The sequence below is a fragment of the Pseudarthrobacter sp. R1 genome, from assembly GCF_024494415.1.
In the GTDB taxonomy this organism is placed as follows: domain Bacteria; phylum Actinomycetota; class Actinomycetes; order Actinomycetales; family Micrococcaceae; genus Arthrobacter.
On sequence record NZ_JAMKFI010000009.1, the window covers coordinates 315407 to 331680 of the forward strand.

The window sequence follows — 16274 nt, forward strand, 5'->3', positions numbered from 1 at the left end:
TCCTGGCTCCGGCAAAGTATGAAAGGCCCGACGCCGGTATTGACAGCACGCTTGTTAGCGCTCACAATCGAAGGGTCGCGGAGCTGCGGCAGCTATTGGAGGAACTTTCTATGGACGTCAAAGTGGACACGGACAGCTACGTCATCGGTGTGGACTATGGAACGCTCTCCGGCCGGGCCGTGGTGGTCCGGGTCCGGGACGGCAAGGAGCTCGGCAGCGGCGTGTTTGAGTACCCGCATGCGGTGGTCACGGGTGCCCTTCCGGCAGACGTCGCGGACCTCTCCGGTAAAACAGGTGCACGGCTTCCCGGCGAATGGGCGCTGCAGGTGCCGAACGACTACCGCGACGTCCTGCGCATCGCGGTTCCCGCCGCTGTTGCTGAGGCAGGGATCGACCCCGCCGCCGTCGTCGGAATTGCCACGGACTTTACCGCCTGCACCATGGTGCCGGTCGAGGCGGACGGCACCCCGCTGAACGAGCTCCCGGGATTCGGAAACCGGCCCCATGCCTATGTGAAGCTTTGGCGCCACCACGCGGCGCAGGGCCAGGCTGACAGGATCAACCGGCTCGCGGCGGAACGGGGTGAGGAGTGGCTGCCGCGCTACGGCGGGTTGATCTCTTCGGAATGGGAGTTCGCCAAAGGCCTGCAGCTCCTGGAGGAGGACCCGGAGGCCTATGCGGCGATGGACCACTGGGTTGAAGCTGCTGACTGGATCGTCTGGCAGCTGTGCGGCCGGTATGTCCGGAACGCCTGTACTGCCGGTTACAAGGGTATTTACCAGGACGGCCGTTACCCGTCTGAGGACTTCCTTGCAGCCCTGAACCCCCAGTTCAAGGACTTCGTCAGCAGCAAGCTTGAGCACACCATCGGCCGCCTGGGCGAGGCCGCCGGCTACCTCACCGCTGAAGCTGCTTCCTGGACCGGGCTGCCCGAAGGCATCGCCGTGGCCGTGGGCAACGTGGACGCCCACGTCACCGCTCCTGCTGCCAGGGCAGTGGACCCGGGCCAGCTGGTGGCCATCATGGGCACCTCCACCTGCCACGTTATGAGCGGGACCGAACTGCGCGAGGTGCCCGGCATGTGCGGTGTAGTGGACGGCGGCATCGTGGACGGACTGTGGGGCTACGAAGCCGGCCAGTCCGGCGTCGGAGACATCTTCGCCTGGTTCACCAAGTACGGCGTGCCGCCGGAATACCATCAGGCAGCCGAAGCGGCCGGCGTGGGCATCCACGAATACCTCACCGAACTGGCCTCCCGCCAGGCCATCGGCGCGCATGGCCTCATCGCCCTCGACTGGCACTCGGGCAACCGTTCCGTGCTGGTGGATCATGAGCTCTCCGGCATCGTGGTGGGGCAGACCCTGGCCACCCGCCCGGAGGACACCTACCGTGCACTGCTGGAAGCCACCGCCTTTGGCACCAGGACCATTGTGGACGCGTTCCGCGACTCCGGCGTTCCGGTGAAGGAGTTCATCGTTGCCGGCGGCCTGCTCAAGAACCCGCTCCTGATGCAGATCTACGCGGACGCCACCAATCTGCAGCTATCCACCATCGGCTCCACCCAAGGCCCCGCCCTTGGCTCCGCCATCCATGCCGCCGTCGCTGCCGGAAAGTACTCGAATATCCGTGAAGCGGCCGCCGCTATGGGCTCCCAGCCGGGCGAGGTGTACACGCCCATTCCGGAGAACGTGGCCGCCTACGAGGAACTTTTCCAGGAGTACAAAACCTTGCACGACTACTTCGGCCGCGGCAGCAACGATGTGATGCACCGGCTCAAGGCCATCCAGCGCAGGGCAGCAGGTTCGCTTCCGGCTCCCGCTGCGGTTGCTTCCGAGGCTGCCGTGGGGGTGTCCGCATGAGCATCCTGGACACAATCTCCCGCGTCCGGGAGGAAGTGTGTGCCCTGCACGCAGAGCTGACGCGCTACGAGCTGGTGGTGTGGACGGCGGGCAACGTCTCGGCCAGGGTCCCTGGCCAGGAGCTGATGGTCATCAAGCCCTCGGGTGTTTCCTACCAAGACCTCACTCCCGAGCAGATGGTGGTCACGGATCTCTACGGGGTGCCCGTGGAGGGGGATGCAAGAGGTACGTGGGGCAATCCGCCGCTGTCGCCGTCGTCGGACACTGCGGCGCATGCCTACGTCTACCGGCACATGCCGGAGGTGGGCGGGGTAGTGCACACGCACTCCACGTATGCCACCGCGTGGGCGGCCCGCGGGGAGGCCATTCCCTGTGTGCTCACCATGATGAGCGACGAATTCGGCGGATCCATCCCGGTAGGGCCGTTCGCACTGATCGGCGACGATTCGATAGGCCACGGGATCGTGGAGACGCTGAAGAACTCCAATTCCCCGGCCGTGCTCATGCAGAACCACGGGCCGTTCACCATCGGCAAGGACGCGAAGTCCGCTGTTAAGGCGGCCGTGATGTGCGAGGAAGTGGCCCGAACGGTGCACATCGCACGCCAGCTGGGCGAGCCCCTCCCCATCGACCAAGGCCACATCGACTCGCTCTACGCCCGCTACCAGAACGTTTACGGGCAGTAACCGCCGGCCCTTTTTCGGATAACCAAAGACTTACTCCCAGAGGAGAACCATGAGCACCGCAGCAAACACTTCCCTTGACGGTTACGAGGTCTGGTTCCTCACCGGCAGCCAGCACCTCTACGGCGAGGACGTCCTGAAGCAGGTGGCCGCCCAGTCCCAGGAAATTGCCAACCAGCTGAACGCGTCCTCCTCGGTGCCTGTGCGGATCGTCTGGAAGCCGGTCCTGACCGACTCTGACGCTATCCGCCGGACTGCGCTTGAGGCCAATTCGGACGATTCCGTCATCGGCGTCACCGCCTGGATGCACACGTTTTCGCCGGCAAAGATGTGGATCCAGGGCCTTGACCTGCTCCGTAAGCCCCTGCTGCACCTGCACACCCAGGCCAACCGGGACCTGCCGTGGGCGGACATCGACTTCGACTTTATGAACCTGAACCAGGCCGCGCACGGCGACCGCGAGTTCGGCTACATCCAGTCCCGCCTGGGCATCGCCCGCAAGACCGTGGTGGGGCACGTCTCCAACCCCGAGGTGGCCCGCCAGGTGGGCTCGTGGCAGCGCGCCGCGGCCGGCTGGGCCGCCGTCCGCACCCTGAAGCTGACCCGCTTCGGGGACAACATGCGAAACGTCGCCGTCACCGAAGGCGACAAAACCGAGGCGGAGCTCCGCTTCGGTGTCGCCGTCAACACCTGGTCCGTCAACGAGCTCGCCGACGCTGTGCACGGTGCCACGGAGGCCGACGTCGACGCCCTGGTTGCCGAGTACGAGGACCTTTACGACGTGGTCCCCGAGCTGCGCGCCGGGGCCGCACGGCACGACTCCCTCCGTTACGGGGCGAGGATTGAGCTGGGCCTCCGCAGCTTCCTCGAAGCCAACGGCTCCGCGGCGTTCACCACCTCCTTCGAGGACCTCGGCGCACTCCGCCAGCTCCCCGGCCTGGCCGTGCAGCGGCTGATGGCCGCCGGCTACGGCTTTGGCGCCGAGGGAGACTGGAAGACCGCCATCCTGGTCCGCGCGGCCAAGGTGATGGGCGGTGACCTGCCCGGCGGGGCGTCGCTGATGGAGGATTACACGTACCACCTGGAACCTGGAGCCGAGAAGATCCTCGGCGCCCACATGCTGGAGGTCTGCCCCTCCCTGACGGCTGCGAAACCGCGCCTGGAAATCCATCCGCTGGGCATCGGCGGCAAGGAAGACCCCGTGCGCCTGGTGTTCGACGCCGATGCCTCCCCGGGGGTCGTCGTCGCCCTGTCCGACATGCGGGACAGGTTCCGCCTGGTGGCGAACGCCGTCGATGTGGTTCCCCTGGACCAGCCCCTGCCCAACCTTCCCGTGGCCCGCGCCCTGTGGCAGCCAAAGCCTGACTTCGCCACCTCCGCGGCAGCCTGGCTCACCGCGGGCGCAGCCCACCACACTGTACTGTCCACGCAGGTGGGGATGGATGTCTTCGAGGACTTCGCGGAAATCGCCAAAACCGAACTGCTCACCATCGACGAGGACACCACCATCCGGCAGTTCAAGAAAGACCTGAACTGGAACGCGGCCTACTACAAACTAGCCGGCGGGATCTAAGCCGCCTGGCCAGACAGCAGCCCCGGAACATGTCTTCCGGGGCTGCGTCCGGTTTTGGGGCTCTGCCTTTCCTGCAGGCCTTCAGTCAGGCTTCCTAGTGGCCGAAGTGGGCGCGCGGAGGGCCCTCGGGCAGCCGCTCAAGGATGTCCTCTGCCACCCTGCGGACCTTGATGTTCCGATGGCTTGATGCCTTGGCCAGGATCGAGAAGGCCTCGTGGTACGAACATCCGTTCTGGGCCATGATCACGCCGCAGGCAACGTTGATGGACGTGCGGCTGTCCAATGCCAGACGCAGGTCCGACGCGGTGGACCTCGCGGTGTGCAGGTCGAGGGCCATCTGCAGGCTCTTGGCCGCAAGGCCGGCGAAGGAACGGGCCTCTGAAATCACCTGCAGGGGGAATGCCTTGGAATCCTGGGCGAAGAACGCCAAGGCTGCGCTGGTCGGGCGGACCGGTGTGCCATCATTCCGCGCCTCCCCGACGCCCTGGTCCACAGCGAGCCGTACGCCGAGGACGCTGCCCAGGCGGGCCAGCTGCAGCTGGTTGCAATAACGCGGCCAACGGAAATCGCCGCTTCTTTGCAGCACGGCCACGGGATGGCCGCCGGACAGAACCTCGCTGACCGGCCCTTCACCCTCGTGCTGCTCCCACTCCAACAGCCGGATGACGTCCGGCGTCGTACCGGTGATGGCCGGAGTTCTCTTGGGCTGGCGCACCACTACAGCGCATTCGATGACCACGTCCGCGGTGCGGACGACGGCGCGCGCGGACGCCGCGGCCAGCAGCTCAAGGGAGTCGTGCAGCGTCTCCGCGCCGGTCATCAGGTCCAGCAGGATTCCATCCGGCTTCGGGGGTGAGGAAGCCGCTGTCCACGGCTGGCCCTGCCGTGCCGGTGCGGGATGGCCCGATGGATTCCCGTGTGAGCCGTGCGCCGGCGCGGCAACCCCCTGGCGGTGGTGGCCTGAACCTGGCGCGGAAAAGAGAGGGCCGGCGACGGCTGGGGGAGAGGCCTTGGTCTCAAAGGCCTCCTCGTCGCCGGCCCCGCTTAATGCCCGAGTCCTTCGGACCGGGAAGTTGGAGCTTGCGTATCTCGCATGCATTACGTCTCACACCCCCTCGTGAGTCAAGTACCGCGAGCCGGAAGATGGCTTGTCTCTGTGAAAAACCTAGTTCCGTAGCCGCCCGGGGAGAACGCGTAACCGGTACTTGTCTTTGAGATTAGGTATTACTTGGTTTTTGGCCTGCGCTGCCTGGTTTTCGGTGTCCTCGCAGGTGGGTGGCCCTTTCCCGGCCTTTGCTCCTGGAAAACATCGCCGGGGCAGGCTGCGCCCCCGGGCTTGACTACTGACGGGCAACCCCCAACAATATTTTCTATAACGTTGTAAAAATCGAGCAGAACCCAGGAACGAGGACGTTTTCGTGGCAGCAACAGAACCGGCCGGCCCCACCGCGCCCAGCCAGGCAGGACCGGCCGCAGCAAAGATCACCATGGACCCCGCCTTTGTGGTGGGACCCGTCCGCCGCCGCACTTTTGGTGCCTTTGTGGAGCACCTGGGACGCTGCGTCTACACCGGCATCTTCGAGCCGGAGCACCGCACTGCGGACGAGGACGGGTTCCGCGGGGACGTGCTGGAGCTGACCCGGGAACTGGGGGTGTCCACGGTCCGCTATCCGGGCGGCAACTTTGTTTCCGGCTACCGCTGGGAGGACGGCGTTGGCCCCGCGGACAAGCGGCCGGTCCGCCTTGACCTCGCCTGGCACTCCACGGACCCCAACCTGGTGGGTGTGGACGAGTTCGCCAAATGGTCGGCCAAGGCCGGCGTCGAAACCATGATGGCGGTGAACCTCGGCACCCGCGGCACGCAGGAAGCGCTGGACCTGCTGGAGTACTGCAACATCGAGGGCGGCACGGCCTTTTCGGACCAGCGCAGGGCCAACGGTGCAGAAAACGGCTACGGCATCAAGATGTGGTGCCTCGGCAACGAGATGGACGGACCCTGGCAGATCGGGCACAAAAATGCCCAGGAGTACGGCCGGCTCGCTGCCGACACCGCGCGCGGCATGCGGATGATCGAGCCTGACCTGGAACTCGTGGCCTGCGGCAGCTCCGGCCCCACCATGAGCACCTTTGGCGAATGGGAGCGCGTTGTGCTCTCCGAGACCTACGAGCTGGTGGACCTGATCTCGGCCCACCAGTACTTCGAGGACTTTGGCGACCTGCAGGAGCACCTTTCCGCGGGCCACCGGATGGAAGCCTTCATCCACGACATTGTCAGCCACATCGACCACGTGAAGTCGGTGAAGAAGTCGGCCAGGCAGGTGAACATTTCGTTCGACGAGTGGAACGTGTGGCACATGAGCCGGGACGAGTCCCGGGCTCCGACGGGCAAGGACTGGCCGGTGGCCCCCGTCCTGCTCGAGGACACCTACACGGTGGCGGACGCCGTCGTCGTTGGCGACCTCCTGGTCACCCTGCTCAAGAACACCGACCGCGTCCACTCCGCCAGCCTCGCCCAGCTGGTCAACGTGATCGCCCCCATCATGACCGAGCCAGGCGGCCGCGCGTGGAAGCAGACCACCTTCCACCCGTTCGCGCTCACCTCCCGGCACGCCTCAGGGACAGTGCTGCAGCTCGCCGTCGAGTCCCCGCTGGTCAGCGGCGGCAAGACGACGGACTTTGCCGCGGTGTCTGCCGTCGCAACCTACGACGCCGGGAAGGGCGAGGCCGTGGTGTTTGCCGTCAACCGCTCCGCCACGGACGCGCTGGGACTGGATGCCGTGGTGTCCGGGCTGGGCAACGTGCGCGTTGTGGAGGCAGTCACGTACGCCAACAAGGACCCGTACTGGCAGGCTACCGCTGATGATTCGACGTCCGTCCTGCCTGCGGAGAACGTCTCCGTGAAGGCCGACGGCGGCCGGCTCACCGCTGAGCTGCCGGCCGTGTCCTGGTCCATGATCCGGCTGGCCGTGGGCGGCTGATCCGAGGGAAAACTCCGGGGGAGGGGGACGCCCGCCGGGCGTGGAAGCAGTGTTTCCGGCGCCCGGCTGACGCACCTGCCAACCTCTGGGAGGATGGACGGCATGGAACTGCACATCACGGGCGATCCCGCCGCGGACAAGTTGTTGAGCGAGGACGCCTTCGCACTGCTGACGGGCATGCTGCTGGACCAGCAGGTGACCATGGAATCTGCGTTCGCCGGGCCCGAGAAAATCAAGAGCAGGATCGGGTCCATGAAGCCGGAGGCCATCGCCTCCCAGGACCCGCAGGCCTTCGTCGAGATGTTCAAGGAACGGCCCGCCGTCCACCGTTTTCCGGGTTCGATGGCCGCACGCGTGCAGGCGCTCGCCGAAACCGTGCAGAACGAGTGGGAGGGCGATGCCACCGCAATCTGGACCAAGGGCGACCCCGACGGCCAGGAGGTGCTGCGCCGGCTGAAGGCCCTGCCCGGATTCGGCGAGCAGAAAGCCAAGATCTTCCTGGCACTCCTCGGCAAACAGCGGGGTCTCCAGGCGCCGGGCTGGCGCGAAGCGGCCGGACACTATGGCGAGGAAGGGGCCTACCTGTCGGTTGCCGACATCGTGGATCCGGAGTCGCTCACCAAAGTGCGGGCCAGCAAGCAGGCCGCCAAAGCCGCGGCGAAGGCAGCAAAAGCCAAGGACTGACGGGCTGCCCTGGCGCCCTTTGCACCAGGCCGGTTCCCCTACGGATGGCATGGTCTGCAACGATGTATGCCAGGAACAGCGGAACCACAAGAAGGAGCCATAATGGCGGTCACCATGAACGACGTAGCAAGGGCGGCGGGTGTCTCGCTGAAAACGGTGTCCAATGTCCTGAACGACTACGAGTTCATCCGTCCCGCCACCAAGCAGCGGGTCCAGGACGCCATCGCCGAACTGGGGTATGAAGCCAACCTGACGGCCCGCAGCCTCCGCTCCGGCAAGACACGCATGCTGGGCCTGGTCCTGTCCGACCTCTCCGCGCCCTACTACGCGGAACTGGCCTCCCGGCTGATGAAGGCCGCATCACAGCGGGGCTACCGGGTACTCGTGGAGCAGTCGGACGCCGTGGCGGAAGTGGAACTGAACGCCCTGCAGGGCCCGTTCCGGCAGCTGACCGACGGCCTGCTGTTCACACCGCTGATGATCGACGCCGATGCCATCGCAGCCCGCCTGGGCAAGAAACCCCTGGTGATGCTGGGCGAACACATCCTGGATCCCCGGTTCGACCTCGTCACCATGAAGAACGAGGAAGCCGCCGCTGCCCTGACCGCCCACCTCCTGGCGGCCGGCCGCCGCCGGATCGCTGTGGTCGGTGCCCGCCCGGAGGAGTCCACGGGGAGTCCCGGCCTGCGCCTCAACGGCTACCGGAAGGCGCTGGAGCAGGCCGGGGTCCCGTTCGATCCGGTACTGATCGCACCGTGCGAGTGGCGCCGGGACAACGGCGCGGCTGCCGTCGCCGGGCTTATGGAGAAGGGCGTGGAGTTTGACGCCGTGTTTGGCCTCAACGACGTTCTCGCGCTGGGAGCCTTGCATGAACTGCTGATCCGCGGCGTCCAGGTGCCGGACGACGTGGCCGTGGCAGGCTTTGACGACATCGACGAGGCCCGCTTTGCGTCGCCGTCCCTCACCACCGTCTCCCCGGGGATGGAGGAAATCGCCCAGCGCTCCATCGCCCTGCTGCTCGACCGGATCGAGGGGCAGGAGACGGCCGGCCAGGGTGTGCATGTGGAGGCGGGGTTCCAGCTGAAGGTCCGGGAATCCGCGCCCTAGGTTTCGCCCGGCCGGCCTCAGGGTACCTTTCCCGCAGAGCTCAACGAGGGAAAGGTGCCACATGATTGCACTTCTTGTCATCGACATGCAGAACGCGTACTTTGAGGCGCCGGAACTGGCGGCGCAACAGGAACAACTGGTCGCCTCCTGCAACAGGTTGCTCGAAGCGTTCAAGGCAAGCGGACACAAGGCGTTGATGGTGGGAACCGAGCACGAGCGGGACAAATCCACCTGGACCCTGAACATGCTTGACGATGATCAGGGCTTCATTTTCCGCGGCAGTGAGCAGACCCGCGCCGTGCCGGGCCTTGCCATCGACGGCCTGCCCCAGTTGAACAAGACGCGTGACAGCGCCTTCGTTGGCACCAACCTGCTGTCGCGGCTGCGCAACTGGGGCGCCAACGAGGTGGTGCTTGCCGGAGTCTCCACCCACAACTGCATCGCCCAGACCGGCGCCGATGCGTTCGCGCACAACATTCGGGTCACGTACGCCAAGGACGCGATGGCCTCGGAAGACAACCAGGACGCAAAGGACATGCTGCGCATCCTCTCCACCAGTTACCGCCAGCCGGTCCAGTCCACGGACGAGATCCTGGCCCGGCTCAGCCGCTGATCTCCCCACCTTTAAGGACGGACGACGGCGTGTCCCGGAGACCCGCCGTCGTCATCGCCTTTCCGGCGTTGGAACGTGGGGAGATTCAGCGCGTTGTGGGAGACCTGCGCTCGATACAGCGGGTGAGAGCCGCGCATAACAAACCTGAAACGTGGCGGAAACCTCCGCCCCCTACTGTGGGTCCCACGCCGTCCGCTGGCCGCCGAAGGGACCCTCATGCATCTGATGCCACGTGAGCAGGAAAAGCTCATGATCGTGGTGGCCGCCGACCTTGCCCGGCGGCGCCAGGCCCGCGGACTCAAGCTCAACTACCCCGAAGCCGTGGCCATCATCAGCTACGAGCTGATCGAGGGCGCACGGGACGGCCGCACAGTGGCTGACCTCATGAGCTACGGCACCACGCTGCTGCGCCGGGAAGACGTGATGGAAGGAGTGCCCGAGATGATCCACGACGTGCAGATTGAGGCAACCTTTCCGGACGGCACCAAGCTCGTCACCGTCCACGATCCCATTCGCTGAAGGGCAGGCCATGATTCCAGGAGAGTACGTCCTCAGGCCGGAGCCGGTGATGGCGAACGCCGGGCGGGAGGCGATCGACGCCGTCGTGGTTAACACCGGTGACAGGCCCGTGCAGGTGGGGTCGCACTTCCACTTCGCCGAAGCGAACGCGGCCCTGATGTTCGACCGTGACGCCGCCTACGGCCGGCGGCTGGACATTCCCGCCGGCACCGCGGCGCGGTTCGAGCCAGGGGACTCCCGGAACGTGCGGCTGATCGAACTGGCCGGCGCCCGCGAAGTGTACGGGCTGGGCAACGCCGTCAACGGTCCACTGACAGCGGTAACGGGGTCCGCAGGCGCACGGTCCGAAAAGAAGGAAGGCGGCAAGTGAGTTTCGAGATTCCCCGCCGGCAGTACGCCGACCTGTACGGCCCGACGGCGGGTGACGCCATCCGCCTGGCTGATACCGACTTGTTCCTCGAGATCGAGAATGACCTCACCGTCTATGGCGAGGAGGTGGTGTTCGGCGGCGGCAAAGTGATCCGGGACGGCATGGGCCAGAACGGCCAGGTGACACGGGACGGTGTTGGTTCCGGCAGCGTTGGTTCCGGCAGTGTTGGTTCCGGCGGCGGAGTGCCGGACACCGTCATCACCAACGCCGTAATCCTTGACTACACAGGCATCTACAAGGCCGATGTGGCCATCAGGGACGGACACATCTTCAAAATCGGCAAGGCCGGCAACCCGCAGATCACCGACGGCGTGGACATCGTGATCGGGGCGAGCACGGAAATCATCGCCGGCGAGCGCAAGATCCTCACCGCCGGCGGAGTGGACACCCACATCCACTTCATCTCCCCGGACCAGATCCCCGCGGCGCTGACCAGCGGCATCACCACCATGATCGGCGGCGGCACCGGCCCGGCCGAAGGCACCAAGGCCACCACGGTGACGCCCGGAAAGTGGCACATCCAGCGAATGCTGCAGGCTGCCGAGGGCTTCCCCATGAACATCGGGCTGTTCGGCAAGGGCCATGCGTCCGCCGTCGAACCCCTGGCTGAGCAGATCCGCGCCGGTGCCATCGGACTGAAGGTTCACGAGGACTGGGGGTCCACCACCTCGTCCATCGACACATCCCTGACCGTCGCCGACGAATACGACGTCCAGGTTGCCATCCACACAGACACCCTGAACGAGTGCGGCTTCGTGGAGGACACCATCCGCGCCATCAACGGCCGCGTTATTCACACTTTCCACACCGAGGGCGCCGGCGGCGGGCATGCCCCGGACATCATCAAGATCGCCGGGATGCCCAACGTCCTGCCCGCCTCCACCAACCCCACGCTGCCCTACACGCTCAACACCATCGAAGAGCACCTGGACATGTTGATGGTGTGCCACCACCTCAACCCCGACATCCCCGAAGACGTCGCGTTCGCTGACTCGCGCATCCGGGCGGAAACGATCGCAGCCGAGGACGTGCTGCAGGACCTCGGCATCTTCGCCATCACCTCCTCCGACTCCCAGGCGATGGGCCGGGTGGGCGAGGTAATCACCCGTACCTGGCAGGTGGCGGACAAGATGAAGAAGCAGCGCGGCGTGCTAATGGACCCACGGGGGGACGCCGCTGCCGGTGCCCACGGCTCCTCGTCGGGTTTGGGTCCGGGCAGCGACAACTTCCGCCTCAAGCGCTACGTGGCCAAATACACCATCAACCCCGCGATCGCACAGGGGATTGCGGACTCGGTGGGCTCCGTGGAGGTGGGCAAGTTCGCAGACCTCGTGTTGTGGGACCCGGCCTTCTTCGGCGTCAAGCCGGAGCTGGTGCTTAAGGGCGGCCAAATCGCCTATGCATTGATGGGGGATGCCAACGCCTCCATTCCCACCCCGCAGCCGCGCACCATGCGCCCAATGTTCGCCACGTTCGGGAAGGCCCTTCAGCAGTCCTCCATCACGTTCCTGTCCCAGGCAGCGATCGACGCCGGTGTCCCCCACGAACTGGGCCTGGAGAAGATCATCCGGCCCGTCTCTGGAATCCGGACCCTGACCAAGGCAGACCTGAAATACAACGACGCCACCCCGGACATCCAGGTGGACCCCGAAACGTACCAAGTAAAGGTCGACGGCGAAGACGTCACCTGCGAGCCGTCCGACGTCCTGCCCATGGCCCAGCGCTACTTCCTCTTCTAACTTCCACTGGAGCCCGACGTGATCATCGAAAAAGTCCTCGGCAACCTGCACGAACTGCCGGATCCGCACGCCTACGCCAACCTGCACCAGGAGAAAGTGGTGCTGCCCAGCGCCCAACTGGTCAAACGCATCCAGCGCGCCACCACCGACCACGGCAAGGAGATCGGCATCCGGCTGCCGTCCGGGTCGGGCGACTTGCGCGACGGCGACATCCTGCACCTGGCCGCCTCCAACATGATCGTTGTATCCGTGCTCCCCACCGACGTCCTGGTAATCGCGCCCCGGACCGTCCACGAGATGGGCGTCGTGGCCCATTCCCTGGGCAACCGGCACCTGCCGGCACAGTTCTTCGACCCTGCTTCGGAGTATGGGGCCGACGTCATGGTGTGCGCCTACGACCACACCGTCGAGGACTACCTCGTCCATATGGGTGTGCCTTACTCCCGCCAGGAACGCGTTATGCCTGCGCCTTTCCGCCATGCTGAGCACTCGCACTGACTCTCCCGCGCTGCGCGCTTCAATTGGTGCGCGGGCTTGGGACGCCGCGAGGGATATGGGGCCGTGCCCGCTCCGCGGTGCCCGCCACGCCGCGGCCCCATATCCCTCGCGTCGCTTGCTCTTCTCACCTTTGGTGCGCCTGCAGTGAGCAGTTATCAGCTTGCTCTGCAGCAATTGGTGGACTCCGCTTTGCCTACTGGGGCGTTTGCGCACTCTCTTGGCTTTGAGACGTACATCGACCGGGGGCTCGTTCTTGATGAGGGGTCTTTTGGGGTTTGGCTCTCTGCTTTTGTTTCGCAGTCGCTTTCTTACTCCGATGGGTTGGCCATTCGGCTCTTTTATGAGGGGGTTGGTCTTGGGGAGCTCGATGCTCTTTTGTCTGCTTCGCTGCTGCCTCGGGAGGTTCGGGAGGCCAGCGTTAAGATGGGGCTGCGGTTGCTGGAGATTGGGGGCGAGGTCTTTCCCTCGGTTGAGCTGGGACTGTACCGGGACCTGGTGAGTGGCGGCCTCGCCGGCGGGCATCAGCCGCTCGCTTTCGCCGTCGTCGCCCGCTCACTGAACGTGCCGCTGCCGGCGGCGCTCGCCGCCTACCTTTTCGCCGCGGCCACGTCCCTGACGCAGAACGCGGTCCGCGCCATCCCGCTGGGCCAGAACGCGGGCCAGCGGCTGCTCCGGCAAGCGGCCGACGAGGTTGCTGCCGCCGTCGAACGGGTCTCCCACCTGACGCTGGACGACTTCGGGGCCGTCACTCCCGGACTGGAAATTTCACAAATGCGGCACGAGCACCAACGTGCCCGGATGTTCATGAGCTAGCTGCGCTTTTTACCCAGGAGGACAGAATGACTGAACCCATCAAAATCGGCATCGGCGGACCGGTCGGCGCCGGCAAAACCCAGCTGGTGGAGCGGCTCACCCGGCACATGAGCGGCGAAATCTCCATGGCTGCCATCACCAACGACATCTACACCATCGAGGACGCCAAAATCCTGGCCGCCAACGGCATCCTCCCCGTGGACCGGATCATCGGCGTCGAAACCGGCGGCTGCCCGCACACCGCCATCCGCGAAGACACCTCCATGAACACCGCCGCCATCGAGGAACTCAAAGCCCGGCACCCGGACCTGCAGGTCATCTTCGTCGAATCCGGCGGCGACAACCTCTCCGCCACCTTTAGCCCCGAACTCGTAGACTTCTCCATCTACATCATCGACGTAGCCCAAGGCGAGAAAATCCCCCGCAAAGCAGGCCAGGGCATGATCAAGTCCGACCTCTTCATCATCAACAAAACCGACCTCGCCCCCCACGTTGGAGCGGATCTCGCCGTGATGGAACGGGATTCCAAGGAGTTCCGCGGTGCAAAGCCCTTCTGCTTCACGAACCTTAAAACCGACGAAGGGCTCGAAGCCGTCATCGATTGGATCCGTCACGACGTTCTGATGCTTGACCTGGCTCGATGACGACGGTTTCCCAAATGGCGCCGGAAGGTGAGGCGACCACAGAGGCGGCGAGGCCGGATTTGGGGGCCGCGGCGTGGTGGGCACCGCGAAGCGGGCACGGCCCCAAATCCGGCGAAGCCGCCGGACCCAGCCCGGACACCCGGCGCGAGATGGGCAGGCTGGAGCTTCGGGTCGCCGTGCGTGGGGAGCGTTCCATTGCGTCCCGGCAGTTTCACGAGGGTGCTCTTCGAGTTTTGCGGCCGCACTATCTTGATGACTCCGGTCAGGTTTGCTACGTCGTTGTTAATCCTGGCGGGGCTTATCTTGGGGCGGATCTCTTTGTGCTGGACGTGGAAGTTGGGGACGGCGCTGATCTGTTGTTGACCACGCAGTCGGCTACGAAGGTGTACCGGACTCCCGGGTCTTTTGCTGAGCAGCGGATGGCTGTTCGGCTGGGGGAAGGGGCCCGGCTGGAGCTGATGCCTGACCAGCTCATCGCCTACCGGGAGGCCAGCTACCGGCAACGGACGCACGTGACTCTCCGGCCGTCGTCCTCGCTGGTCATGGCGGAAGTGGTGACCCCTGGCTGGTCGCCGGACGGGGCCGCCTTCCGATACGAGGAAATCCGGCTGCGCAACGAGATTCGGGTGGAAACCGGCGGCGACGGCGGGACGTCCGAACTCCTGGCGCTGGACAACCTGCTCATCCGGCCGCCGTCGGGGGATGTTACCGGGATGGGGTTCATGGAGGGCTTCAGCCACCTAGGCTCGCTGATCGTGGTGGACGCCCGGGTGGACCAGGCGCTCGCCGCCGAGCTGCACAGCATCACGTCGGCGCGCGATGCCACGACCGGAATCTCGCTGACCCACAGCATCGCAGGGACCACCGGGCTGGTCCTGCGCTCACTGTCGAACAGCACTGGTGAAGTAAACCTCCTCCTTGGTGCCTGCACCTCCCTCCTCCGGGAGCGGTGGCATGGGCAGGAACCACTGAACCTACGGAAGCACTGATGACAGCCGTTACCAACCTCACCGCCCTGTACCGCGGGCGGGATGCCTTGCCGCTGCGGACCCGCCTGCTGTGGATGTTCGGTGCGGTGGCCGCCCTGCACGCCGCCGCCGTCGTACTGCTGCTCGCCGGCGGAGCAGGCAACGCAGGGGGAGCCGGTGCCCAGGCCCTCACCGGGGGCCTGGTCCTGACGGCCTATCTCGCGGGCGTGAAGCACAGCTACGACTGGGACCACCTGGCGGCCATCGACAACTCCACCCGCAAGTTCGTGGCGGGCCGCCAGGATCCGGTCAGCGTCGGGTTCGCCTTCAGCCTCGGACACAGCTCCGTGGTGACCCTGGCCGGTGTGCTGGTTATTGCCGGCGCCACCGCCATTGGCGGATTCATGCAGGACGGATCGGCCGGCAACCTGGTGCTCGGACTGATCGGCGGCGGCGTTTCCGGCCTTTTCCTGCTGGCCATGGGCCTCTTCAACGGGTCGGCCTTCGCACGCTCTGCGCAGGCCTACCGCAGGGCCCGGTCCGGCGCGGCGATTGATCCCCAGGATCTCCAACCCACGGGACTGGTGGCGCGGCTGCTGGCCCGGCCACTGGCCAGGGTCCGGCGGCCCCGGAACATCTACGTCATTGGCTTCCTGTTCGGGCTGGGCTTTGACACCGCCACCACCATCGGGCTGCTGATGATGACGACGGCGGCGTCGCTGGCCGGGGTGCCGCCCATCGCCCTGCTGGCGCTGCCGCTGGCGTTCACCGCTGCCATGACCCTGTGCGACTCCCTGAACGGGATGGCCATGATGCGGATGTACCGCTCGGCGCTTGATGACCCGCAGCGGAAACTGGGCTTCAACGCCCTGGTGACCGGTATCTCGGCGGCCTCCGCGCTGTTCATCGCGGTGATCACGCTGGGCGGCTTCGTCAACGCCGCCTTCGCGCTGGATGACCCCCTGACCGTGTGGCTGGGATCGGTAGACCTGGGCGACGCCGGCCTGCTCCTGGTGGCGCTGCTGCTGGCGGTCTGGGGTGTGGCTGCCTTGAAAGTGCGGGTGGACGGCCCGCGGCACTAAGAAAGGCGGCGCAGGGGCCGCCTTATGGGCATTCAGCGCGCGCGGTGCTGGGCAGGATCGGGTCAGCCAGGCACCACAGCGGCC

16 protein-coding genes are annotated in these 16274 nt (G+C 65.8%); 15 read left to right on the forward strand and 1 reads right to left on the reverse strand.

All coding sequences use genetic code 11. The features are described 5' to 3' along the window. The first annotated feature begins 110 nt into the window (after nt 1–110). Genes araB through araA form a run of 3 tightly spaced genes read left to right on the forward strand, consistent with a single transcriptional unit; the run spans nt 111 to nt 4115 of the window. Nucleotides 111–1859, forward strand: a complete 1749-nt coding sequence (araB, locus tag M8J71_RS18700; protein ID WP_256249307.1) for a ribulokinase — start codon at nt 111–113, stop codon at nt 1857–1859. Further along, nucleotides 1856–2545 carry an L-ribulose-5-phosphate 4-epimerase gene (locus M8J71_RS18705; RefSeq protein WP_256249308.1) on the forward strand — a complete coding sequence of 230 codons (690 nt, stop codon included), beginning with the start codon at nt 1856–1858 and terminating at the stop codon, nt 2543–2545. The genes araB and M8J71_RS18705 overlap by 4 nt, the downstream gene beginning before the upstream one ends. Nucleotides 2546–2594: 49 nt before the next feature. Next, nucleotides 2595–4115, forward strand: a complete 1521-nt coding sequence (gene araA, locus M8J71_RS18710; RefSeq protein WP_256249309.1) for an L-arabinose isomerase — start codon at nt 2595–2597, stop codon at nt 4113–4115. A 94-nt stretch (nt 4116–4209) separates the two neighbouring features. Here the strand turns inward: araA and M8J71_RS18715 are convergent, their stop codons facing one another. After that, complete coding sequence (locus M8J71_RS18715; protein WP_256249312.1) at nt 4210–4935, reverse strand: ANTAR domain-containing protein; 726 nt, start codon at nt 4933–4935, stop codon at nt 4210–4212. A gap of 667 nt (nt 4936–5602) precedes the next feature. On the opposite strand from M8J71_RS18715, the gene arfA reads away from it, so the two are divergent. From arfA to M8J71_RS18775, 12 genes are all read left to right on the forward strand, one after another. Continuing rightward, nucleotides 5603–7093: an arabinosylfuranosidase ArfA gene (gene arfA / locus M8J71_RS18720; RefSeq protein ID WP_256249616.1), complete on the forward strand. Its 1491-nt coding sequence runs from the start codon at nt 5603–5605 to the stop codon at nt 7091–7093. A gap of 93 nt (nt 7094–7186) precedes the next feature. After that, entirely contained in the window at nt 7187–7777 is a 591-nt protein-coding gene (locus tag M8J71_RS18725) for an HhH-GPD-type base excision DNA repair protein (RefSeq protein WP_256249314.1), read from the forward strand. A 102-nt stretch (nt 7778–7879) separates the two neighbouring features. Beyond that, a complete protein-coding gene (locus M8J71_RS18730; RefSeq protein WP_256249315.1) occupies nt 7880–8884 on the forward strand; it encodes a LacI family DNA-binding transcriptional regulator in 1005 nt (334 codons plus the stop codon). A gap of 61 nt (nt 8885–8945) precedes the next feature. After that, on the forward strand, nt 8946–9497 hold the full coding sequence (locus M8J71_RS18735) for a cysteine hydrolase family protein (RefSeq protein WP_163161436.1): 552 nt from the start codon (nt 8946–8948) through the stop codon (nt 9495–9497). 216 nt (nt 9498–9713) lie between these two features. Beyond that, nucleotides 9714–10016, forward strand: a complete 303-nt coding sequence (locus M8J71_RS18740) for an urease subunit gamma (protein ID WP_256249316.1) — start codon at nt 9714–9716, stop codon at nt 10014–10016. Between the two features lie 10 nt (nt 10017–10026). Continuing rightward, nucleotides 10027–10386: an urease subunit beta gene (locus tag M8J71_RS18745; RefSeq protein WP_256249317.1), complete on the forward strand. Its 360-nt coding sequence runs from the start codon at nt 10027–10029 to the stop codon at nt 10384–10386. Beyond that, complete coding sequence (gene ureC / locus M8J71_RS18750; RefSeq protein ID WP_256249318.1) at nt 10383–12185, forward strand: urease subunit alpha; 1803 nt, start codon at nt 10383–10385, stop codon at nt 12183–12185. Before M8J71_RS18745 ends, ureC begins: the two co-directional genes overlap by 4 nt. A gap of 18 nt (nt 12186–12203) precedes the next feature. Further along, nucleotides 12204–12683: an urease accessory protein UreE gene (ureE, locus tag M8J71_RS18755; protein WP_256249319.1), complete on the forward strand. Its 480-nt coding sequence runs from the start codon at nt 12204–12206 to the stop codon at nt 12681–12683. Nucleotides 12684–12827: 144 nt separating this feature from the next. Beyond that, a complete protein-coding gene (locus M8J71_RS18760) occupies nt 12828–13496 on the forward strand; it encodes an urease accessory protein UreF (RefSeq protein WP_256249320.1) in 669 nt (222 codons plus the stop codon). Nucleotides 13497–13522: 26 nt separating this feature from the next. Continuing rightward, entirely contained in the window at nt 13523–14140 is a 618-nt protein-coding gene (ureG, locus tag M8J71_RS18765) for an urease accessory protein UreG (RefSeq protein WP_256249321.1), read from the forward strand. Nucleotides 14141–14289: 149 nt separating this feature from the next. Next, nucleotides 14290–15129, forward strand: coding sequence for an urease accessory protein UreD (locus tag M8J71_RS18770; protein WP_256249617.1), 840 nt, complete (start codon nt 14290–14292; stop codon nt 15127–15129). Then, nucleotides 15129–16190, forward strand: coding sequence for a HoxN/HupN/NixA family nickel/cobalt transporter (locus tag M8J71_RS18775; protein ID WP_256249322.1), 1062 nt, complete (start codon nt 15129–15131; stop codon nt 16188–16190). The genes M8J71_RS18770 and M8J71_RS18775 overlap by 1 nt, the downstream gene beginning before the upstream one ends. Nucleotides 16191–16274: the final 84 nt, after the last annotated feature.